Origin of the sequence: Xanthomonas hortorum (genome assembly GCF_011305375.1) — a bacterium.
GTDB lineage: Bacteria > Pseudomonadota > Gammaproteobacteria > Xanthomonadales > Xanthomonadaceae > Xanthomonas > Xanthomonas hortorum_E.
This window is the reverse complement of the sequence record NZ_VCME01000006.1, coordinates 80,245-100,869: the sequence shown is the minus strand read 5'-3', so window position 1 is coordinate 100,869 and position 20,625 is coordinate 80,245. Positions and strand designations below refer to the sequence as shown.

The 20,625-nt window shown below is 64.0% G+C and carries 18 protein-coding genes; 6 read left to right on the top strand and 12 right to left on the bottom strand.

The window, feature by feature from the left end:
* Positions 1-169: 169 nt before the first annotated feature.
* Genes eat through eutC form a run of 3 tightly spaced genes read left to right on the top strand, consistent with a single transcriptional unit; the run spans position 170 to position 3,782 of the window.
* Positions 170-1,534, top strand: coding sequence for an ethanolamine permease (gene eat, locus FFY45_RS06615; protein ID WP_176339832.1), 1,365 nt, complete (start codon positions 170-172; stop codon positions 1,532-1,534).
* A complete protein-coding gene (locus FFY45_RS06610) occupies positions 1,531-2,940 on the top strand; it encodes an ethanolamine ammonia-lyase subunit EutB (RefSeq protein WP_176339831.1) in 1,410 nt (469 codons plus the stop codon). Before eat ends, FFY45_RS06610 begins: the two co-directional genes overlap by 4 nt.
* A complete protein-coding gene (gene eutC, locus FFY45_RS06605) occupies positions 2,937-3,782 on the top strand; it encodes an ethanolamine ammonia-lyase subunit EutC (protein WP_176339830.1) in 846 nt (281 codons plus the stop codon). Before FFY45_RS06610 ends, eutC begins: the two co-directional genes overlap by 4 nt.
* An 86-nt stretch (positions 3,783-3,868) precedes the next feature.
* On the opposite strand, the gene FFY45_RS06600 is transcribed toward eutC, so the two are convergent.
* The 3 genes from FFY45_RS06600 to FFY45_RS06590 all read right to left on the bottom strand — a co-directional run bounded on the left by FFY45_RS06600 (position 3,869) and on the right by FFY45_RS06590 (position 5,957).
* Positions 3,869-4,651 carry a nuclear transport factor 2 family protein gene (locus FFY45_RS06600; protein ID WP_176339829.1) on the bottom strand — a complete coding sequence of 261 codons (783 nt, stop codon included), beginning with the start codon at positions 4,649-4,651 and terminating at the stop codon, positions 3,869-3,871.
* A 191-nt stretch (positions 4,652-4,842) separates the two neighbouring features.
* Complete coding sequence (locus tag FFY45_RS06595) at positions 4,843-5,133, bottom strand: hypothetical protein (RefSeq protein WP_176339828.1); 291 nt, start codon at positions 5,131-5,133, stop codon at positions 4,843-4,845.
* Positions 5,134-5,468: 335 nt separating this feature from the next.
* Complete coding sequence (locus FFY45_RS06590) at positions 5,469-5,957, bottom strand: pyridoxamine 5'-phosphate oxidase family protein (RefSeq protein WP_043889254.1); 489 nt, start codon at positions 5,955-5,957, stop codon at positions 5,469-5,471.
* A gap of 457 nt (positions 5,958-6,414) precedes the next feature.
* Here FFY45_RS06590 and FFY45_RS06585 point away from each other — a divergent pair, with 457 nt between their 5' ends.
* Both FFY45_RS06585 and FFY45_RS06580 read left to right on the top strand, forming a co-directional pair.
* A complete protein-coding gene (locus FFY45_RS06585) occupies positions 6,415-7,554 on the top strand; it encodes a putative acyl-CoA thioester hydrolase (RefSeq protein ID WP_255171889.1) in 1,140 nt (379 codons plus the stop codon).
* Positions 7,555-8,127: 573 nt separating this feature from the next.
* Positions 8,128-9,798: a diffusible signal factor-reguated family 28 glycoside hydrolase gene (locus tag FFY45_RS06580; protein ID WP_176339826.1), complete on the top strand. Its 1,671-nt coding sequence runs from the start codon at positions 8,128-8,130 to the stop codon at positions 9,796-9,798.
* Between the two features lie 622 nt (positions 9,799-10,420).
* Here the strand turns inward: FFY45_RS06580 and FFY45_RS06575 are convergent.
* The 6 genes from FFY45_RS06575 to efp all read right to left on the bottom strand — a co-directional run bounded on the left by FFY45_RS06575 (position 10,421) and on the right by efp (position 15,445).
* Positions 10,421-11,110 (bottom strand): isoprenoid biosynthesis enzyme family protein, encoded by a 690-nt coding sequence (locus FFY45_RS06575; protein WP_176339825.1) that lies wholly within the window; start codon positions 11,108-11,110, stop codon positions 10,421-10,423.
* Between the two features lie 28 nt (positions 11,111-11,138).
* Positions 11,139-11,804, bottom strand: coding sequence for a phosphoglycolate phosphatase (locus FFY45_RS06570; protein ID WP_176339981.1), 666 nt, complete (start codon positions 11,802-11,804; stop codon positions 11,139-11,141).
* 115 nt (positions 11,805-11,919) lie between these two features.
* Complete coding sequence (gene ubiG / locus FFY45_RS06565; protein WP_006450329.1) at positions 11,920-12,639, bottom strand: bifunctional 2-polyprenyl-6-hydroxyphenol methylase/3-demethylubiquinol 3-O-methyltransferase UbiG; 720 nt, start codon at positions 12,637-12,639, stop codon at positions 11,920-11,922.
* Between the two features lie 29 nt (positions 12,640-12,668).
* Positions 12,669-14,006 (bottom strand): TRZ/ATZ family hydrolase, encoded by a 1,338-nt coding sequence (locus FFY45_RS06560; RefSeq protein ID WP_168957384.1) that lies wholly within the window; start codon positions 14,004-14,006, stop codon positions 12,669-12,671.
* An 18-nt stretch (positions 14,007-14,024) separates the two neighbouring features.
* Positions 14,025-14,822, bottom strand: coding sequence for a PA3715 family protein (locus tag FFY45_RS06555; RefSeq protein ID WP_255171872.1), 798 nt, complete (start codon positions 14,820-14,822; stop codon positions 14,025-14,027).
* Between the two features lie 56 nt (positions 14,823-14,878).
* On the bottom strand, positions 14,879-15,445 hold the full coding sequence (gene efp / locus FFY45_RS06550; protein WP_006450332.1) for an elongation factor P: 567 nt from the start codon (positions 15,443-15,445) through the stop codon (positions 14,879-14,881).
* A 103-nt stretch (positions 15,446-15,548) separates the two neighbouring features.
* Between efp and epmB the strand changes: the two genes are divergently transcribed.
* Positions 15,549-16,577 (top strand): EF-P beta-lysylation protein EpmB, encoded by a 1,029-nt coding sequence (gene epmB / locus FFY45_RS06545; RefSeq protein ID WP_176339823.1) that lies wholly within the window; start codon positions 15,549-15,551, stop codon positions 16,575-16,577.
* A 132-nt stretch (positions 16,578-16,709) separates the two neighbouring features.
* Here the strand turns inward: epmB and FFY45_RS06540 are convergent, their stop codons facing one another.
* The 3 genes from FFY45_RS06540 to FFY45_RS06530 are packed head-to-tail and all read right to left on the bottom strand — an operon-like array spanning position 16,710 to position 20,571.
* The gene (locus FFY45_RS06540; protein WP_176339822.1) at positions 16,710-18,827 is read right to left on the bottom strand and encodes a putative bifunctional diguanylate cyclase/phosphodiesterase; all 2,118 of its coding nucleotides are present in this window, start codon (positions 18,825-18,827) and stop codon (positions 16,710-16,712) included.
* Positions 18,824-19,753 carry a phosphate/phosphite/phosphonate ABC transporter substrate-binding protein gene (locus FFY45_RS06535; protein WP_023904211.1) on the bottom strand — a complete coding sequence of 310 codons (930 nt, stop codon included), beginning with the start codon at positions 19,751-19,753 and terminating at the stop codon, positions 18,824-18,826. The genes FFY45_RS06540 and FFY45_RS06535 overlap by 4 nt, the downstream gene beginning before the upstream one ends.
* Positions 19,754-19,803: 50 nt before the next feature.
* Positions 19,804-20,571: an RNA methyltransferase gene (locus FFY45_RS06530; RefSeq protein ID WP_006450336.1), complete on the bottom strand. Its 768-nt coding sequence runs from the start codon at positions 20,569-20,571 to the stop codon at positions 19,804-19,806.
* Positions 20,572-20,625: the final 54 nt, after the last annotated feature.

Here is a 20,625-nt window from a genome sequence, read left to right as displayed (position 1 = left end):
TCCGCGGCCTACCCGCTGTGCCTGTGTTGGTCGCGGGGCTTTGGGGTATAACCGGGACGACCGTCGATCTTCGATCCTCGCCACTTTCTTAGCGGACGATCGAGCCAGACGGTTGGTCCACCGCTGCGGCGTCGGACGTGCTTCATCTCCCCTCCCCCGACCGCAGGAGATGTGCGACATGCGCAACGAGCAACTCAAACCCACACTGGGCACCTGGCAACTGTGGGGGATCGCCGTCGGACTGGTGATTTCCGGCGAGTATTTCGGCTGGAGCTACGGCTGGGGCACCGCTGGCACCCTGGGATTTCTGGTGACCACCGTGCTGGTGGCGGTGATGTACACCTGCTTCATCTTCAGCTTCACCGAGTTGACCACGGCCATCCCGAACGCCGGGGGGCCGTTCGCCTACAGCCTGCGCGCGTTCGGCACCTATGGCGGCATGCTGGCGGGCCTGGCCACGCTGATCGAATTCGTGTTCGCGCCGCCGGCCATTGCGATGGCGATCGGCGCGTATCTCAACGTGCAGTTTCCGACCCTGGACCCACGTATCGCCGCAATCGGGGCGTATGTGATCTTCATGAGCTTGAACATCGTCGGCGTGGCGATCGCCGCCACCTTCGAGTTGGTGGTGACTCTGCTGGCGGTGATCGAACTGCTGGTGTTCATGGGTGTGGTGGCGCCGGGTTTCAGCGTCGCGCGTTTTGCCGCCAACGGCTGGGCCGGCAGCAACGATTTTGGCCCGGCGGCGATCTCCGGCATCTTCGCTGCGATTCCGTTTGCGATCTGGTTCTTTCTGGCGATCGAGGGCGCGGCGATGGCGGCCGAAGAAGCCAAGGATCCCAAGCGCACGATCCCGCGCGCCTACATCGCCGGCATCCTCACGCTGGTGGTGCTGGCGTTGGGAACGATGGTGTTTGCCGGCGGCGTCGGCGATTGGCGCCAGCTGTCCAACATCAACGACCCGTTGCCGCAGGCAATGAAAGCGGTGGTCGGCAATAGCTCGACCTGGCTGCACATGCTGGTGTGGATCGGCCTGTTCGGTCTGGTGGCCAGTTTCCACGGCATCATCCTGGGCTATTCGCGGCAATTCTTCGCATTGGCGCGTGCGGGCTTTTTGCCGCATGGGCTGGCCAAGCTGTCGCGCTTTCGCACGCCGCATCGCGCGATTCTTGCCGGTGGCGCGATCGGTATCGCGGCGATCTGCAGCGATGGCGTGGTCAAGATCCAGGGCATGTCGCTGACCGCGGCGATGATCACCATGTCGGTGTTCGGCGCGATCGTGATGTATGTGATGAGCATGCTCAGCCTGTTCAAACTGCGCCGCGCCGAGCCATTGCTTGAGCGCAGTTTTCGCGCACCTGGTTATCCGGTGGTGCCGGCGATTGCGCTGCTGCTGGCGCTGGTGTGCCTGGTGGCGATGGTCTGGTTCAACCCGATCGTGGCGCTGATCTTTGTATGGCTGCTGCTGTTTGGTGCGGTGTGTTGCGTGCTGAGCTTGCGCGGCAAACACAGGCCTGCGAGCAGCGTCAGATGAGTGGGTTCGCTTTCACCGCAGGCGGCGAGCGCTTTCAGTTTGCCGATCTCAAAACGTTGCTCGCCAAGGCCACGCCGGCACGCTCCGGCGATCAACTGGCCGGCTTGGCCGCCGACTCCGGCCTGCAGCGCGTCGCGGCGCAGATGGCGCTGGCGGATCTGCCGCTGCGGCATTTTCTGGACGAAGCGGTGGTGCCGTACGAAGCGGACGAAGTCACGCGCTTGATCGTCGATCAACACGATGCAACGGCATTCGCCTCGGTTGCGCATCTCACCGTCGGCGGATTTCGCGACTGGCTGTTGAGTGCGCAGGCCGACGAAGCGGCACTGGCCGCACTGGCGCCCGGACTGACACCGGAGATGGTGGCGGCCGTGTCCAAGCTGATGCGGGTGCAAGACCTGATTCTGGTCGCGCAGAAAACGCGCGTGGTCACGCGCTTTCGCAACACCCTGGGCTTACGCGGGCGCTTGTCGACACGCCTGCAACCCAATCACCCCACCGACGATGCCACCGGCATTGCCGCCAGCGTGCTGGACGGCTTGTTGTACGGCAATGGCGATGCGGTGATCGGCATCAACCCCGCCAGCGACAGCCTGGCCGCCACCACGGCGTTGTTGCGCATGCTCGATGCGGTGATCACCGGCTACCAGATTCCCACGCAGTCCTGCGTGCTGGCGCACATCACCACCACCATCGAGGCGATCGGACGCGGCGTGCCGGTGGATCTGGTATTCCAGTCCATCGCCGGCACGGAAGCTGCCAATACCAGCTTCGGCATCAATCTTGCGCTGCTGCAGGAAGGCTACGAGGCGGGTCTGTCGTTGCAGCGTGGCAACGTCGGCGACAACCTGATGTATTTCGAAACCGGCCAGGGCAGCGCGTTGTCGGCCAATGCGCATCATGGCGTGGATCAACAGACCTGCGAGGTGCGCGCGTATGCAGTGGCGCGGGAGTTCAAACCGTTGTTGGTGAACACCGTGGTGGGCTTTATCGGCCCGGAATATCTCTACGACGGCAAGCAGATCATCCGCGCAGGGCTGGAGGATCATTTCTGCGGCAAGTTGCTCGGCGTGCCGATGGGCTGCGACATCTGCTACACCAACCATGCCGAAGCCGATCAGGACGACATGGACGTGCTACTGACCCTGCTCGGCACCGCCGGCATCAACTTCATCATGGGCATCCCCGGCTCGGACGATGTGATGCTCAACTACCAGACCACCTCGTTCCACGATGCGCTGTATGCGCGCCAGGCGCTGGGCCTGCGTGCTGCGCCCGAATTCGAACAGTGGCTGGAACAACAAGGCATTCTGCGCCTGCGCGATGGCCGCTTCGAACTCGGTAGCGAGGTGCCGGCACCCTTCCGTCGCGCACTGGCGCAATTGAATACCGGCTCAGCGCAATGAGCAGCCCCACGACGCCACCGCGCGATGCCTGGGCGCAGCTGCGTCACCTCACCCCTGCCCGGATCGCGTTGGGGCGCGTCGGCACCAGCCTGCCGACAGGCGCGCATCTGGATTTCCAGCTGGCGCATGCGCAGGCACGCGATGCGGTGCATCTGGCGTTCGATCCAGCGCCGCTGCAGGCCGAGCTGGAACAGCGCGGGCGTAGCAGCATGCTGCTGCACAGCGCGGCGGCGGATCGGCATGTGTATCTGCAACGCCCGGATCTGGGCCGGCGCCTGGCCGCCGACGCCGCCACGCAACTGCGTGGTCTGACCGCGGTGCATGGCGGTGGACATGACGTGGCAGTCGTGGTCGCTGACGGGCTCTCTGCGCTGGCCGTCCACCGCAATGCTCCGCATATGCTGGAGCATATCGATCGCTTGGCCGCACACGAGGGCTGGTCGTTGGCACCGGTGGTGCTGATCGCGCAGGGGCGTGTGGCCATCGGCGACGAGGTCGGCGAATTGCTCAAGGCCCGTGCGGTGATCGTGCTGATCGGCGAGCGGCCGGGACTGAGTTCGCCCGACAGCCTGGGCCTGTATCTGACTTACACCCCACGGCTCGGCCTGACCGACGCCGCGCGCAATTGCATCTCCAACATCCGCGCCGAAGGGCTGAGTTACGCCGAAGCCACGCACAAACTTGCGTACCTGTTACGCGAGGCGTTTCGACGCAAGCTATCCGGCGTGCAACTCAAGGACGAAGCCGAGCAACCGGCACTGCCCTCGGCTGGCCCGCCAGATGCCGCGCCACGTACGTTTTTGCTACCGGATGATCTGCCGCCAGACGTTGTGGGCAGCTGAGCCATATACCCGTGATGTGGCGGCTTGCCTGCATCGATCTATTCGCTTGAGTGCTTCCGAACGCAGCCGGCGAGACATGTCTGTGCTCATTGTTCGCGCGCAGCAGGATCTTCGCGCACGCCACGTTCGCTGACGACGCCGTTTTCATACACCACCACTATTTTAGAAATTCCGTCGCCGTTGGGCTCGAAGTCAAAACGCAGATCGCGCTCCATGGCAAAGAAACGCGTGGTGGATTGCGGATAAAGCGTGGCGATGAAATTGCCGGCGGTGAGCGTCAGATGGTCGCCAGCGACTGCGATTTGAATGATTCCGATGCGAGGCGAGCGGTAGCGGCCTGCGTAGCGCTGCAGCACCGCGACCGAGAGTGTTGTCGTTCTTGGTGGCGGTATATACGGCACGGGGCCATGCGCATAACTGAGGACGCGATGCATGCGCCAACGTCCATCGGCAAATTTCCAGACCGTGGTGAAGTCGGCTTGACCATCCAATCGCTCCGCTTTGTCACGTTCCTGCAGATAAAAGCGGTGACGGCCCGACAACATCGCGTAACCGCCCTTGAGCGGATGGAACGCGATGCTGTCATTGAGCGCCTCACGTCGAAGACGCAAGGTTTCGTCGGCGCAGGGTCCGTGACGCAACGAGTCGACGACCGCCTCGCGCGAGGTCGTGAGCCCGGTCTTGTCGTGATAGAACTCGACATCCGCAGTGAGCAGACCCGCAATGGCTTGCATATCACAGGCGTTGTAGGACTCCCAGAACGCCGCGTCGGCAGATCGAACCTGGGCTTCGTCCTGTTGAGCAGTTGCACCGCAAGCCTCGAATGCAACAAGGACCGATAGAGCCAGTGCCAGCTTGCCGATTCCCATCATCCCATTCCACTGTCCTGAGATTCGACAGTAAAACATCGGTCATCTGCCGGCACGACCCGAAAGTCACCATGCCGCATGGGACGCCCTCAGCTACAGATGGACACGGCCACCACGGCCGCTGACACCCATCTAGGCACAGCATCAGACCGCCGAGCACCCGCGCATTACCCGGGCCGGGAAACGAACACTTACTTGAGTGCGCCGTCCTGTGGGTTGCTGGCTGCATACCGACTGGTTCGCAACTCGTTGTCGTGCGGGTGGCGCAACGCATCGCGCACGTCCTCAGGCAACTGATCGACATCCAGCATCACCTTGCCGGAATGCACGTCGCGCACTACCGACACAGGCAGCACAAAATCGCCGCCGTTTTCGATATTGATAACGAGCTCAGCCCCTTCGCTGCGAATGTCGCGTATTGCGCCTACGCCAACTTCTCCATCGCGCAGGAACACCATCTGGCCAATTTCGATCCGTTGCATGTCGCATCTCCTGGTGGGCACGCATCGCGCAAGCGCGCTGAGCGAGTACCGCCGATCATCGCGCCGCGACATGTTCTGGCGCAGTGAAACGTCACCCAGCGCGTTGTGGGCATGGGCAATCGCGTTGTTGTCGGCAGACATGCCGATTGCACGCCTAAACCCTGCAACCCCAAACCGCGCTCGTGGATGCCTGAGAAATACGTACATGTGATCTTCAAGCGCAGTGTTCAAAAATGCGACACAGACGCCAGGCGGACGCGGCCGGTGCGCAGTGCGGCATATAACAGCTCCCACATGCCGATCCTGATCACCATCCGCATCCGCCAAACGAACCCTCAACGCAGTGGGACGTCCGCCACCTTGTCCTGGTAGTCCTTCTTCGGATCGACACCGAACAGCACCTTGATACCGGCAAGCAGGCTGGAACCATTGAGCCAGATCTGTGCGTGGTCCGCGTCCAGGCGCAGCAGCGCCAATTTTGGATCGTCCTTGCCGCCTTCGTACCACGCAGCAACGTGCGGGTTCCATAAGCGATCGATCACTGCGGGGTCGGTGTCTTCGTGCAAGGCGCCGCTGATGCTGGCGAACAGATCATGCCCCTTACTGCTGAAGGCGCCGATGACGCGACGGCCCTGCCCCAGCATCGCGATCAGTGCATTGTCCTTGGAGGTAAAGAACCAGATCGGGCCACCGCTGTCGCCTTCGATCTGCGCGGTCATCGGGCGCGCATGGCCGTCTTCGACGCCGTCCAGGCCCAACATCACGGTGCGATCGGATTTGAGTGCCTTCCAGAATTTTTCCTGCAACTCTTTGGGATCTGTCATTTCGATTCCTGACAAGCGCATGTCTACGCGGGTGATTGAGTCTGTAAGCGCGAGCGACCACGGCATGTGACGACGCGCACCGTTGTCTGCACACAACAGCAACGTGCAGTACGCAATACGACTGCGCACGTGTATCGCAGCGCAGCACACGTGGCCCGTTTGCGACGCAATCTCGGCGAAAACCGTGATGCCGCCGATGGTCCTGAACATTGCACCTGGTGGCGAAGCCGGAACAAACGGACACGGCAGTACCATCGCCTCGCCACTCGCGTGGTGACAAACCAGAGGATTCAACCATGGCGATCGACGCCTGCGTTCCCATGTCGCGCCATGGCTTCCGCACACCGCGCGCAAGGTTCAGCGTCTGCAGCGTATCGACGTATCCACCGTGCCCTGTCCATAGAGAGCGCCACTCATGTCTGCATTGCATATCCGCACGAGCTGCATCGCTGCCGCACTGCTGAGTCTTGTCAGTATCGATGCGACTGCCTTGACCGGTACCGCCAGCCGGCCACAACTCACCAGCAGCGAAGCGAGCACCTATACGATTGCCAAGGCACTCGCCAAGGCCGGGCCGCTCAATGCATTGGTCACCGATAACTGGAACCCCACTGCGGGCGTTGCATTGCTCAGCGCCGATTACGCGGTTGCAGCGGACGGTTCCACACGCTATCGCACCGTGCAATCGGCGATCGATGCAGCCGTTGCCGCTGGCGGCACCACGCGTCGTTACATCAGCATCAAGGCAGGTACCTATACCGAATTGGTCTGCGTGCCGACCGATGCACCGCCGCTGACCGTGTTCGGCTTGGGCACAAGCACCGCAGACACCGTCATCCGCTTCAACAACGCCAATCCCACGCCCAAGCCGGCGGGCACCGCAAGCCACGCCTGTGCCAGCAATGCGTCGGCAACCACGGTGGGAACGTCCAATAGCGCAACGCTGACCGTACGCGCCGCAGGCTTTCAGGCGCGCCATCTGCGCGTGGACAACAATTATGTCGAAGGCACTTACACCAACAACAACCAGGCGGCAGTGGCGCTGGCAGTGCGTGGCGACAAAGCCAGCTTCGAAGATCTGCTTGTGACCGGCAATCAGGACACCTTGTTGATCAGCGCCACCAACGCGGCCAACGTGATCCGCGCCTATTTCAAGAACAGCACGATCGATGGCGATGTCGACTTCATCTTCGGCTCCGGCGTAGGCGTGTTCGATCACGCCACCATCCGCTCCACCGGCGCGCGGCTTGGAACCGGCCGCGGCGGCTACATCTTTGCGCCCAGCACGCGCCCCGGCAGCAGCTACGGCTTTCTGGCGATCGACAGCAACTTCGTCGCCATTTCCGGCTCACCCGACAACAACACCTATCTGGGGCGCGCCTGGGACGAGGGCATCAGCGATCTGAGTGCCTACGTCGACGGTACCTCGCCCAACGGTCAAGTCACGGTGCGCAATTCCAACCTGGGCAGCCATCTGCGCAAGACCGCACCGTGGAATGCGTCCACCGCGAGCCGTCCGTATTGCAGCAGCAATTGCGCCAATTCGCCAAACCGTTTTTACGAATACAGCAATGGCGGTGCCGGCAGCGCAGACTGACTCTACGCGTCAACACGCGGTTCAACGCCGCCATCATCGCCTTTCGGCAGTCCGCGTTGTGGAGCGGCTGATCTGCTGATTCGCTGGAGGGTTCTTGCCCGCCCGCCATCGCGGGACCACGCCGCAAGTACGTCCGTTTAGGCTCTTCTGCGGCATCCATGCCGCAGAAGGTCCCGCGATGGCGGGCGGGCAAGGACCGGTGGAAATAGTCGGTGTGTTTGGCTGCGTGCACTGCGCGTTGTGAGGCTGTCGAGCGCAGCCTCCACATTGCATGGCACAGGCGCAACGCATGTCTTGTAACAGGCGCTTACGGAGCATTGCACTGCACCGATTGCGACAACGCCTGCGTTGCCTTCGGCGATGCGGCGCTGAATTCGCCCATCCGACATCGCGCGCTGGCATGAAGGGCCACGCTTGGTCGTCGATCGCTCCCGATCACGCTGTGTAGCGATCGATACTTTGGGCCCGCCAACGGCGCGTGTTCGCAATCGCTGTCATGCGAATGCAACACACCGGCGACGCGCCTGTGACTGATCGACGGCATTTTTCGCATTCCACTCTCGGAGTCATCCCATGCAGTCTCATTCCCCCTTTCCAGCGCTTGCGCCGTTGACGCTTGCGCTACTCGGTCTGGTGACATACGAAGCCAGCGCCGCGCGGCCGCACACGCCAGACGTGGCCGATACCGCGCACAGCATCTCCACCAGTTGGGGCGTGATCCAGCAGCCCACGCTACCGACGCAGGTCTGCGCAACGCTCAAGGCCGCGCTGGTGCCGGTTGCCGGTTCGCTGGATACGCTCGACAGCGATCCGGCGCAATCCAAGCGCGATACCGCGCGTTTGCAGGCGGCCATCGATGACTGCCCCGCCGGCAGCGCGGTGCGTCTGGTCACCGGCGATACCGGCGAGTCGGGCGTATTGAGCGGCCCGTTGACGATCAAGAGCGGAGTCACGCTGTGGATCGACCGCGGCGTCACCTTGTTCGGCTCGCGCAATCCGCGCGACTACGACAATGGCCTGGGCACCTGCGGCACCGCCACCAGCGACAAGGCCAAATCCTGCAACCCGCTGATCCATGTGGCCGATACCGCCAACAGCGCGATTGTGGGTGCCGGCAAGATCGACGGCCGCGGCGGCAGCACGCTCACCGCCGGGCCCAACGCCGGCACCGCCAGCTGGTGGGACCTTGCCTATCTCAACGTCACCAAGGGCCTGAGCCAGCACGTGCCGCGTCTGCTGCAGATCGACGACAGCACCGACTTCACCCTATACGACATCACGCTGGAAAACTCGGCAAACTTCCACGTCACCACCGATAACGTGGTCGGCTTGACGGCATGGGGCATCAAGATTCTCGCGCCCAGCCTGGTCTACTCACGTCCTGGCTATCGCTGCCCGGCCGGCAGCACGCCTGATGTCAATCCGCATGCGACCTGCTTCACTCCGGAAACAGCCAAGAACACCGATGGCTTCGACCCTGGCCAGTCGAAGAAGGTATTGCTGGCCTACTCGTATATCGGCACCGGCGACGATGGCGTGGCGATCAAGGCGCATGCCAGCAGCAAGCGCAGCATCGCCTCGGAAAACATGCTGTTCGCCTACAACCAGTTCTATTACACGCACGGTTTTTCGCTGGGCAGCGAAACCGATTCGGGCATGCGCCATATCGCCGTGCGCGGCTTGAGCATCGATGGCTTCAACAGCAACGACGTGAACTCCGATCCATATTCTGCCAACGGCTTGCGTATCAAATCCGATGGCAGCCGTGGCGGCCAGGTCTACGACATCAGTTTCGAAAACGTCTGCATGCGCGGTGTTGCCAGGCCGCTGGTATTCGATGCCAACTACGCCAATGCAGCGGTGCGCAACAAGCTGCCCAATTTCAGCGGTATTGCGTTGACCAACGTGCACTCGCTCGGTTCCAAGGCGTTTGGCGGCGGTGAGCTGAGCTTCTACGGCTATCGCGATGCGACCACCACCTTGCCGATCACCCTTTCGCTGGACAACGTAGTGCTGGAAGGTGGCCCGATCTCGTTCGCAAAGCCACATTTCGGCGGGCCGGCCAGCAATCCGGGTGCAACGCACTTCACCTTCAAGGGCGGCCCGGTGAGCTTCTTCGATCAGCTGTCGGAATCGGTGCCCAACGATGTGCAACTGCAAGGCAAGCCTGGGCCGGGCACACCGCTGCAGTGCAATGACGCCTTCATTGCTTACCACTCGGTATTGCCTGATTCGCCGATCTGACTGTGCTCGAGGCCGCGCTGCGTGCACTGCTCGCAACCGTGCACTCTGCTGATCGAGGGCGCGGCGCCCTCACCGCTCGCGGGACACGCCGCAAGGACGTCCATGTAGGCTCGGTGGCGGCATCCATGCCGCCACACGGTCCCGCAAGCGGCGAGGACACCGCACCAGGACGTTGGTCGGTAGCTGCGTAAAAAGCTGGCCGTCTCGCAAGTTGCACTGGCCTGCTGATGCGGGTCGCAGAATTACATGTGAGCTAGCAAAGTAGAAGCACATCATGCATTGCTTGCACCATGCACACCGACCATCTCGACTGGCCCTTGCCCGCTCACCGTCGCGGGATGCCGCGTAAGAGCCTACATGGACGTACTTGCGGCGTGTCCCGCGATGGTGGACGGGCAAGGGCCCTGCGACCAACCCGCAGATCATCCGCCCTGCAATTTGCTCTACCCACACACTCTCATCGCTTCAAGACGAACGAGGTTTCGAGTCGTAGCGTAATTAGATGCGATAAGAAGCTTAGTCAGTCGAAGGCATCGCACCAGTTAACGTGATCGTGGCTGATGGGAACCACAAAACCGGCCGCGCCCAACTGGCAGTGAGCACAGTATTTTGTTAGTCGCTCTTAGTCAGCACCGCTGGCCGCACGCCAGCTATGCCACAACTGCTGCACCGGCGGCGGATACGCCGCCTTCCCAGCGAGTTCGCGCTGCAAGCGCAAACGTGCCAGCCGCGACCACACCCGATGCGGCCGCGCCAACGCAGGCTTGCGCGGCCAGGCCTGCAGCAATTGCGCGCGCCATGCAGCTGTCGTCATGCCGCCGGGCGTTGCGCTGTCGCCGGCCACACGCTGACGTGCGTCCAGCCATTGCACCGCCACCGCCGTGGCATCGCCAGGCTGGTTGCGCGTAAACATCACCGCCTCGACTGCAACCACGGCCTCGGCAAAGGCGCGCAAGGTGTCCAGCGCTTGCTGCAACGATTGCGGCGGCACGCGGGCGTCCTGCATCGCCGGCAAGGTGTCGGCCAATTGCGCCCATGGCGCACGCACCGGTTCCAGCACGCGCCCGAGCGGATGGCGCGAGCGCTGCTGCGCCCAATCGCGCAGCTCCTGCTGCCACCACGCTAGCTTGGCATCGGCCGGCAATGGGTCGCCGGCGATATTCATGATGTCTTCCCATTCCTGCAGCAACGCAAACCAGGCGGCAGCCAGCGGGCGTTGCGGTTGCGGAACGAAAGGCTCGGCAACCGACCATTCCGGCCAGCGGGTGCGCCATTTGTCGAGAAAACTGTCGAGAGCGCTGGATTGGCTCATGGCGGGTCCAGAAAAAAACGAAAGAAGATCAGGGCTGCGGCCACGTCGCGGCATCCCACAACAGTTGCGGCTGCTCGACCAACACATCGGCTTGCCAACTCAAGGGATCGTCATCGTGCAGCCGATAGCCCCACAACACCGCTACCGATGGCATCGCTGCCGCGCGTGCGGCCAGGATGTCGCGCTCATCGTCGCCCACATAGACGCATTGCGCAGGCGCAATGCCGATGCGTTCGGCGGCTGTCAGCAACGGCAATGGATGCGGCTTGCGCTCGGCCAGCGTATCGCCGCCGATCAACACCGCGCAGCGCTGTTCCCAGCCCAGTTGCGGCAGGATCAGCCGCGCCAGGTATTCGGGCTTGTTGGTGACAATGCCCCACACGCACCCCGCACGATCTAGCCGCAGCAGCAGTTCTTCGACGCCATCGAATAGCTGCGATTGCGTGCCGATCAAGGCCTCATAGCGACGCAGGAATTCAGGAACCAAGGCATCGCGTGCGTCCGCATCGAGTTCGGCAAACGCAACTGACAGCATCGCGCGCGACCCTTTCGACACCACCGGGCGCAGCTGCGCCAACGCGATCGGCGCACGTCCCCGCTCGCTCAGCATCGCGTTGACGGTGGCCAGCATGTCCGGCGCGCTGTCCAGCAAGGTGCCATCCAGATCGAACAACACCGCACGCGGGAAATTCATAGACGCCCCGCCGCTGGACGGCTGCGTCTCGCCATCCGCAAGGTGGGAATGCGCAGACATCAAGCACGCACCTGCTGTTGCCAATCCCGAATCCCCACTCCCCAATCCCTGCGCGTCACGGCTTCACCGCATAGGCCAGATAATTCACCTCGGTGCGCGACGACAGCCGCGCACGATTGCGCCACGGCTCGTACAGCATGCCGCTGACGTCTTCCAGCTGCAGTTCGGCGCTGCGCAACCACGCCGCAAGTTCCGCCGGCTTGATGAAATCCTTGTAGTGATGCGTGCCCTTGGGCAGCAACCGCGCGATGTATTCGGCACCGACCACCGCCAGCGCGAACGCGGCCGGGGTGCGATTGAGGGTGGACAGAAACAGCTTGCCGCCCGGCTTGAGCAGGCTGGCGCAGGCGCGGATGATCGCGGTCGGGTCCGGCACGTGCTCGAGCATTTCCATGCAGGTCACCGCATCGAAACTGCCCGGCTGCTCGGCCGCCAGGTCTTCCACCGACTGCACGCGGTAATCCACCTGCACGCCCGATTCCAGGCTGTGCAGGCGCGCCACCTTGACCAGCTCCGGGGCCAGATCGATCGCGGTGACCTGTGCGCCCAGACGCGCCATCGACTCGCTGAGCAAGCCGCCGCCGCAGCCGACATCGAGCACGCGCGCGCCGGCAAGATCCAGCCGCGCGGACACGTAATCCAGACGCACAGGGTTCAGCGCATGCAGCGGCTTCTGCGGACCGTCGGCATCCCACCAGCGCGTTGCCAGCGCGGCGAATTTATCCAATTCGCTCTGATGAAAATTGCCGGAGGTGGTGTGAGTATTCGGATTCATGCGGAGCTCCGTGTTGCGATGACGCGCGCTCAGGCGCGGACGGTGCGGATGCGGTCGCGCCACTGCCGCGCATTGGCGACCAGGGCGGCGATATCCATGTCGACCAGCTCGCGCTGCACCAGTTTGGGTTTGCCGGCGATCCACACATCGGTGACCTGATGGCGGCCGGCCGAATAGATCAGTTGCGACAGCACATGATGCAGCGGCTGGGTCTCCAGTGCAGACAGATCCACGCAGACCAGATCGGCCTGCTTGCCGATTTCGATCGAGCCGATCTTGTCGCCGAAGCCCAGCGCACGCGCGCCGCCCAGCGTGGCCGCACGCAAGGTGGTGGCCGCATCCAGCGCAGTGGCATCGTTGGCGACTGCCTTAGCCAGAATGGCCGCGGTGCGGTTCTCGCTGAACATGTCCAGATCGTTGTTGCTGGCGCAGCCGTCGGTGCCGATGGCCAGGTTCACGCCGGCACGTTGCAGCGCGCAGGCCGGGCAAAACCCCGAGGCCAGCTTGAGATTGGATTCCGGGCAATGCACCACGCTCACGCCACGCTCGGCGCATAGATGGATTTCCGCCTCGGTGAGCTGGGTCATGTGCACGGCGATCAGGCGGTCGTTGACCAGGCCCAGGCGATCCAGTCGCGCCAGCGGGCGCTGCCCGTACTGCTTGATCGAATCGGCCACTTCCTGCGCGGTTTCGTGCGTATGCAGATGCACCGGCAGATCGAGCTGGTCGGCCAGCATGCGCACGCGCTCGAAGTTGGCATCGTTCACCGTGTATGGCGCATGTGGCGCAAACGCGGTGCTGATCAGCGGATCGTCGCGCCATTGGTCGTGCAACTCACCGGCACGCGCGAAGTATTCGTCGTCCGACGAGGCCCACGCGGTGGGGAAATCGATGATCACCGAGCCCACCAGCGCGCGGAAGCCATGCTGCTTGTAGACCGCCGCCTGCACATCGGCGAAGAAGTAATTTTCGTTGACGCAGGTGGTGCCGCCGCGCAGCATCTCGGCGATGGCGAGCGTGGTGCCGTCGGCCACGAACTCCGGCCCGATCACCGCCGCTTCCACCGGCCAGATGTGCTGCTGCAGCCACACCATCAGCGGCAGATCGTCGGCAATGCCGCGCAGCAGCGTCATTGGATTATGCGTGTGCGCGTTGACCAGGCCCGGCATCAGCGCCGCCTCCGGGCGCGAGACGGTCTGCTTCGGCGCAAACCGTGCGCGCGCTTCGGCAATCGGCAGGATCGCCACGATGGCGCCGTTGCTGACCGCCACCGCGTGGTCTTCGAGCACCACCGCATGCGGTTCGATCGGCACCACGTAGCCGGCTTCGATCAAGAGGTCGCATGCTTCGGGAGGGGCATTGGTCATGAGCGGATCCATAAAGGGTTAGTTGTCGAACGGCCAGCTGGTATCGCCGCCGGCCACAGGCACATAGCGCTGGCCGTTGTAGCGCAGCACCTGGCGCACGCGACGGGTGCGTTCGGTAATGGTGTCACTGTCAGCTACGCTTTCCGCGGTAGATACGTTGGCTGTCAGCACGATGTCCGCATAGCCGGCATGTGCCTGCGGTGCCATGCTCAGGCTCAGATTGGCGACTTCGGTGATCACATCGCTCTTCCCCACACTGCACGGCTCGCCTTTCACACGTTGCCACGCATAGAGATCGCGTTGCAGTACCGGACGCAAGCTAAGCCCCTCGCGCATCAGCAAGGTCAATGCCTGATTGCTGTAAAAATCCGGGCAGCTGGGCCCGTGCGCGGCGCTATGCACCACCACGCCGATCGCGCGCACGCCCTTGGCCAGGTCGTAGCGCGCGGTATCCAGACGCAAACTGTCTACATCGAGTTCGAAGGCGGCGTCCTCACCCATGTCCTGCGCGTAAAACGCCAGCACCTTGCCGCTGGCCGCATCGAGCATGGCCACGCGCAACTCAATGTCGCGTTCGCCAGGCACGGTCTGGGCGTCGCCAGCAAATGCGATTGCCGCCAGCCGGATCGCCGCATCGTTCGGCCACGGCTTGCAGGTCTGGGCCACCGCACGCTCGACCGGTACCGTGGCTGCAGCGCCGCCCACGACCCCGGAGGTTGTAATGGCCGCAACGGCGGCCACGTCACCTGCGCCGCAGGTTGCGGCCGCCGCTTGCGCCAAGGCCGGGCACGCTGCGAGCGCCGCCCACAGCCCCATCAGGACACCGGCACTGCGTACCGCTCGACCAGGCCAGCGTCCCGGGCGCATCCGGCTTACTTGACGCGCGCCGAGTATTCGCCCGAACGCGTATCGACCTTGATGATTTCATCCTGGTTGACGAACAGCGGCACGCGCACCACCGCACCGGTTTCCAGCGTGGCAGGCTTGCCGCCGCCGCCCGAGGTATCGCCGCGCACGCCCGGGTCGGTCTCGGTGATCTTGAGCTCGACGAAGTTCGGCGGCTGCACCCAGATCGGCGCGCCGTTCCACAACGTCACGATGCAGTCTTCCTCGCCCTTGAGCCACTTCTCGGCGCCGCCCATGCCGGCCTTGTCGGTCTGCACCTGCTCGAAGGTTTCCGGGTCCATGAAGTGCCAGTACTCGCCATCGCTGTACAGGTAACGCATATCGGTATCGACGACGTCGGCCACTTCCACGTCGTCGGTGGCCTTCATGGTCATTTCGACCACGCGACCGGACTTGATGAAGCGGTACTTCATGCGGGTGAAGGCCTGGCCCTTGCCCGGCTTGACGTATTCGGTCTCGGTGATGACCGCCGGTTCGTTATTGACCAGGATCTTCATGCCGTTCTTGACGTCGTTCATGCCAACAGTGGCCATGGTGCAGCTCCTCGATAAGACCACGACCTGCCACAGGCCGTGGCAGGTCGGATTAGAATGGGGCGCCCGCCGCAACCGGCGGGCATTGGTTTTGTGACCGCACATGATACCCGCAGCCCCCCTCGCCTTACAGCCATCTCCGCCTCCCACCCTGCAGCCGCACCGCTGGCAGCAGCAGTGGCGCGATGCCGTGCGCGACCCACGCGAGCTACTGGCACTGCTGGGCCTGGACGCGGCGGCTGCCGGCATCAGCGCAGAGGCCGCCGCCCAGTTCCCGCTGCGGGTACCACGCGCGTTCGTGGCGCGCATGCGCCGTGGCGACCTGCACGACCCATTGCTGCGCCAGGTGCTGCCGCTGGATGCCGAAACGCGGCTGGTGCCGGGTTTCGGCCTGGATGCGGTGGGCGATGGCGCCGCCAAGACCGCAGACGGCGTGATCCAGAAATACCGCGGGCGCGCCCTGCTGATCGCCACCGGCAGCTGTGCGGTGCACTGCCGCTACTGCTTCCGCCGCCACTTCCCGTACGCCGAGGAAACCGCCGCGCGTGATGGATGGCGCGAGGCGGTGGCCGCGATCGCCGCCGACCCCGGCATCGACGAAGTGCTGCTGTCCGGCGGCGACCCGCTGTCGCTGGCCACCAGCAAACTGGCCGAACTCACCGACGCGCTGGCCGTCATCGGGCACATCAAACGTCTGCGCATCCATAGCCGGCTGCCGGTGGTACTGCCCGAGCGCGTCGATGCGCCGCTGCTGGCCTGGCTGCGCAGCCTGCCCTGGCCGGTGGCCTTTGTGATACACGCCAACCACGCCAACGAATTCGACGCCGAAGTGGACGCCGCCATGCATGCCCTGCGCGAGGCCGGCGCGCAACTGCTCAACCAGGCCGTGCTGCTGCGCGGGGTCAACGACAGCGTGGACGCACTGGCCGCGTTGAGCGGGCGCAGCTTCGCTGCGGGTGTGCTGCCTTACTACCTGCACCAGCTCGACCGGGTCGCAGGGGTGGCGCATTTCGAAGTCGACGATGCGCAGGCACGTGCGCTGCATGCCGAACTGGCCACGCGACTGTCCGGCTATCTGGTGCCGCGTCTGGTGCGCGAAATTCCCGGCGATACCGGCAAACGGCCGCTGTAATTGTCACCGCCGCGTGCACATCCTGTAGGAGCGCCCTTGGGCGCGATGGGGCTCTACAGGTAACGCCCCATCGCGCCCAAGGGCGCTCCTACCCATAGCGGTGCGGCGCGTTCAACCGAGGCACGCACGCGCTCACCCTGCGGCAATCAACTTGACCAAATCGGCCGGGCTCAGCGGCCTGCTGAACCAGTAGCCCTGGCCCAGGTCGCAGCCGCGATCGCGTAGCAGATTGAATTGCGCTTCCTGCTCGATCCCCTCGGCCACCACCGTGATTCCCAGCGAATGCGCCATGCCGATGATGGCGGTGGTCAGCGCCAGATCGTCCGGGTCGCGCTGCAGGTCGGCAATGAAACTCTTGTCGATCTTGACCCCGTCCACAGGCACCTGGCGCAGATGGCTCAAACCGGAGAACCCGGTACCGAAGTCGTCCAGCCACACCTTCACCCCGGTGCGGTGCAACTGATCGAGCAAGCTGGCGGCCATCATTTCGTCGCCGATCACTGCGGTTTCGGTCAGTTCCAGATGCAGGCGTGCGGCCGGCAATCCGGATTCGGCCAGGCACTCGGCCACGGTGTCGATCAGGTCGCCACTGCGCAATTGACGCGGCGAGACATTGACCGAAATGAACAAGCCATCGCCCACTGCCGGCCATTGCGCCGCTTCCAGGCAGGCCGCGCGCAGCACCTTGGGGCCGATCACTTCGATCAGGCCGCTCTGCTCGGCGATATCGATAAAGGTGGAAGGCGGAATCGTGCCAAGTGCCGGATGCTGCCAGCGTAGCAACACCTCCACACCGACCAGCACACGGTCGATGGTGCGGTAGATCGGTTGATAGACCAGGCGCAGCTCGTCGCGCTCCCAGGCGCCGCGCAGCTCGTGCTCCATATGCACACGGCGCTCCACCGCATGATCGGCGGCGCGGCTGTAGAAACGATGGCAATTCTTGCCGGCGACCTTGGCCTGGTACATCGCGATGTCGCCGTTCTTCAACAGCGCGGTGGCATCGTTGGCATCGTCCGGGAACAACGTGATGCCTATCGAAGTGCCCAGGAATACCTCGCGGCCCTGCACATTCAACGGCCGGCTCAACTCGTGCACCAACCGGTCTGCGAGCTGGGCAGCCAGCAGCGTGACATCGCCGCTCTGCAGCAGGATCACGAACTCGTCGCCGCCGAAGCGCGCCAGGATCGCATCGTCGCCACCCAGGGCACCCACCGCACGGCTGATGCGGCTGGCGAACTGCAGCAGCGCCTCATCGCCTGCCTCGTGCCCAAGCGTGTCGTTGACGCGCTTGAAGTCGTCGATATCGGCAAACAGCAGCGCCAGTTTGCTGTCGGTGCTGCGCGCGGTGTTGAGCAGATGGTCCAGGCCTTCGCGAAAGCCCAGCCGGTTGGTCAGCCCGGTCAGCGCGTCGGTATAGGCCATGTGGCGCACCTCGCGATCGTGCCGGGCGATGCTCTCGCTCATGCGTCCGAACGCGGACATCAACTCGCCGATTTCGTCGTTGCGCGGATGCGGCGGCAGTTGCACTGCGTAATCGCCGCGCTCGATCTGCTTGGCCGCTGCAGCCAGCAAGCGCACCGGCGCCACCAGCGTGCGCTGCACGTAGATGGCCAGCAACACACCCAACGCGACCAATGCAGCCAGCAGCACCAGTAGCCAGCCCAGATCGCGCTTACCGATCGCGTTGAGGTTTTGCACCAGGGTCAGATTCGCGCCGGACTCGATCTTGCGCACCCGCTCGCGCGACATGCCCACGCGCACGCCGCCGATGCGCTGGTCGCCGATCTTGATCGGCACCGTCACATCCAGCACCTCGGGAGAGGATTGCAGCAACATGGTGCGCGCGCTGGCCGCCTTGGCCGCCAGCGGGTCGTTCATCGTCTGACCGTAGCGCTGCAAAGTCGGCGTGCCGTCGTGCACCAGCCGGCCACGTCGATCGAACACCAGCACGTAACTCACCACCTGCTGACGCGAGGCGTTGCGCACCAATGCACCCACCGCTCCCAGGTCGGAGTAGTACAGCGGATTGGCAAGGCCGGCCGCCAGCTCGGTGGCCAGTGTTTCGCCACGCGAGCGCAGGCTGCGATCGAACAGCTCGTGCAGGATCTGTGCACTGAGCCCGCGCACCTCGCGCTGCATCGCGCTCTGGCGCTGCAGCAAAGAGGCCAGAATCGCGCCGACCAACAACAGCGTCAGCGCCATCACCAACAGAAAACGTGCCTGCAACCCAAAGCGCACCTGAGTCATTCCACCTGGTCCCTGACACGTTGCACACCGGCGCTCAACGCATTCAGGCGTCGGCGGCTGTTGTCATCCAGTGGATGGAATGCGGTGGTGCCAAAAAAGCGCTTCAATGCCGGGCCAGCTTGCGGGTCGGACGCGGCCTGCAGCAAGACGATGCGCAACTGCCGCTCCACCGCCGGGTCCAGCCCGGTACGTACCATCTCCACCGCACGCGGCACCGGCGCACTGCGGTGCACGATGCGGAAGTCGCGCTTGAAGGTCGCCGGCAAGTGGCGTTCGTCGTCCCAATCGGCATTGCTGAAAGCGCCCGCATCGATCAGGCGCTTGTGCACGAATGCGGCCACGTTCAATTTCGTACCGACCATCAAATAACCGACCGACCCCGGCACCTGGGTATCGTCCGGCGACAGCAGCACATCGCAGGCGATGCCGTTGCGCAGCAACTCCAGCATCGGCAGCAGATAGCCACTGGTGGACGAGGCGTTCTGCAGCGCCAGGGTGTGTCCGCGCAATTGCTTGAGCGACTGGATCGGGCTGTCGCGGCGTACGAAGAACACGGTGTGGAACTCGCGCATACCGCCGCGCTCGGTCATCACCAACGGATGCGCACCGCCGCGCTGTTCCAGCAGCATTGCCGCACCGGTGGTTTCGCTGACCCAATCGACCCGGCCACGGCGCAGGTAGCTGGACATCTGCCGCGCATCCGGCGCCATCAGGATTTCGCCACGGCGGATGCCGACCACGCGCATGCGCGGCACCACATAGTCCAGCAAGGGCTTGAGTTGCTCGTAATGGGTGGCGGGATCGTCGCTGATCCGGCCAAGCACCAGGACCGAAGAAGGCGCTGCCGCCGCCGTCACGGCAAAGCCCGCCCCAGCGAGCAGCCAACAGGCAATCAGACACCATCGTAGACCGCGCAAAAAGGACACTCCCTAGAGCCGCCGACAGCCTAGCCGAATCTCTCAAGATGTGACAGACGTCAGTTTCCGGCCCGCTTTGCCAGCATGGCCATGCGCTGGGCATCGGACAGGATGCCGCGCAGCAAGCGCACCTCCTGCTCGCTCATTTCGGTGCGCAACAACAGCCGCCGCAGCTTGCGCATCGCCGACTCCGGCGCGCGGCCCTTGTGGAAATCGATGTCGTCCAGCGTCTCGCCCAACTGGGCAAACATGCCTTCCAGTTGCGCGTGACTGGCGGGGCCTTCGCGCAGTGCGCCGGTGGTGGCTGCCGGCGCCGGTTCCGCCTGGCCCGCTTCCAACTGTGCCAGCCGCACTTCATAGGCCAGCACCTGTACTGCGGCGGCCAGGTTGAGCGAGCTGAAAGCCGGGTCGGACGGGATATGCACGGCCGCGTGGCAGAGCTGCAACTCGTCGTTGGTCAGCCCGGTGCGCTCGCGGCCGAACACGATCGCCACTTCCGCCGGCTCGCCGGCCTTGGCCAGGGCACGGCGTGCGCCGGCGTCCGGCAGCAACTCTTCCAACGCCACCCGGCGCGCGCGCGCGGTGCAGCCGATCACCAGCGTGCAATCGGCCACCGCCTCGCCCAGCGTGGCGAAGACCGGTGCATCGCCGAGCACGTCCTCGGCACCGGCAGAGCGCCGGTAGGCGTCTTCGTCGAGGGCGCGCTCAGGGGCGACCAGCACCAGACGCGAGATCCCCATGGTCTTCATCGCGCGCGCGGCGGCGCCGATATTGCCTGGATGCTGGGTACCGACAAGAACAAAACGGATGCGCTGACTGACGGACATGAACGGAGATTGGGGAGCTGTTCGGTCGTAGATGGTAAACTGCGCGACCGGTTT

Coding starts and splice junctions, on each gene's coding strand:
- ubiG (WP_006450329.1), bottom strand. CDS start 12,639: ATGAATCCGAATACTCACACCACCTCCGGCAATTTTCATCAGAGCGAA.
- efp (WP_006450332.1), bottom strand. CDS start 15,445: ATGGCCACTGTTGGCATGAACGACGTCAAGAACGGCATGAAGATCCTG.
- FFY45_RS06595 (WP_176339828.1), bottom strand. CDS start 5,133: ATGCAACGGATCGAAATTGGCCAGATGGTGTTCCTGCGCGATGGAGAA.
- FFY45_RS06600 (WP_176339829.1), bottom strand. CDS start 4,651: ATGGGAATCGGCAAGCTGGCACTGGCTCTATCGGTCCTTGTTGCATTC.
- FFY45_RS06530 (WP_006450336.1), bottom strand. CDS start 20,571: ATGTCCGTCAGTCAGCGCATCCGTTTTGTTCTTGTCGGTACCCAGCAT.
- FFY45_RS06610 (WP_176339831.1), top strand. CDS start 1,531: ATGAGTGGGTTCGCTTTCACCGCAGGCGGCGAGCGCTTTCAGTTTGCC.
- FFY45_RS06555 (WP_255171872.1), bottom strand. CDS start 14,822: ATGGGGCTGTGGGCGGCGCTCGCAGCGTGCCCGGCCTTGGCGCAAGCG.
- FFY45_RS06590 (WP_043889254.1), bottom strand. CDS start 5,957: ATGACAGATCCCAAAGAGTTGCAGGAAAAATTCTGGAAGGCACTCAAA.
- FFY45_RS06560 (WP_168957384.1), bottom strand. CDS start 14,006: ATGACCAATGCCCCTCCCGAAGCATGCGACCTCTTGATCGAAGCCGGC.
- epmB (WP_176339823.1), top strand. CDS start 15,549: ATGATACCCGCAGCCCCCCTCGCCTTACAGCCATCTCCGCCTCCCACC.
- FFY45_RS06575 (WP_176339825.1), bottom strand. CDS start 11,110: ATGAGCCAATCCAGCGCTCTCGACAGTTTTCTCGACAAATGGCGCACC.
- FFY45_RS06570 (WP_176339981.1), bottom strand. CDS start 11,804: ATGAATTTCCCGCGTGCGGTGTTGTTCGATCTGGATGGCACCTTGCTG.
- eat (WP_176339832.1), top strand. CDS start 170: ATGTGCGACATGCGCAACGAGCAACTCAAACCCACACTGGGCACCTGG.
- FFY45_RS06580 (WP_176339826.1), top strand. CDS start 8,128: ATGCAGTCTCATTCCCCCTTTCCAGCGCTTGCGCCGTTGACGCTTGCG.
- FFY45_RS06540 (WP_176339822.1), bottom strand. CDS start 18,827: ATGACTCAGGTGCGCTTTGGGTTGCAGGCACGTTTTCTGTTGGTGATG.
- eutC (WP_176339830.1), top strand. CDS start 2,937: ATGAGCAGCCCCACGACGCCACCGCGCGATGCCTGGGCGCAGCTGCGT.